Origin of the sequence: Rhodopirellula sp. UBA1907 (genome assembly GCF_002337565.1) — a bacterium.
In the GTDB taxonomy this organism is placed as follows: Bacteria; Planctomycetota; Planctomycetia; order Pirellulales; family Pirellulaceae; genus Rhodopirellula; species Rhodopirellula europaea.
Map to the genome: position 1 here is coordinate 68,547 of NZ_DDGH01000023.1, position 409 is coordinate 68,955.

Annotated in this window: 1 protein-coding gene; it reads right to left on the reverse strand. The window is 57.7% G+C overall.

The features are described 5' to 3' along the window. Positions 1-169: 169 nt before the first annotated feature. Positions 170-409, reverse strand: a 240-nt coding sequence (locus B2R17_RS05370) for a universal stress protein (RefSeq protein ID WP_286763155.1), incomplete at its 5' end; no start/stop codon positions are given.

Sequence of the window (409 nt, forward strand, 5' to 3'; positions counted from 1 at the left end):
ACTCAAAAACTGCACGACCTCCAGGTACGAGACAATGAGCTTGCCGATGTCTGTCTTCCGTGACTTGTCAGCGTCTTTCTGCTCGGATGGGATTGCTGTGTCGACCCTTCGGGCCTCGGTGAGCGGAACGATGCTGATTGATGCCATGACACCTTGGCTCTTTCGTCCTTTAGCCGCGGCGGCTGATGATGATCACGGGGCAGTCGGACTCGAGAGCGACCTTGCGGGTGAAGTCACCGAACAGTTTTCGGCGGGGGCCCAGTCGCTGAGCCCCGAGAATGATCAGTCCCGCTGAGCCAGCTCGATCGGCGATCGTTTTGACTGGATCATTGCTCAGCACAACTTCGCGTTCACAAACCCTGCCAGCGTTGACGCGCGAGGTTCGATCCAGCTCTTTGCGGATGCGTTT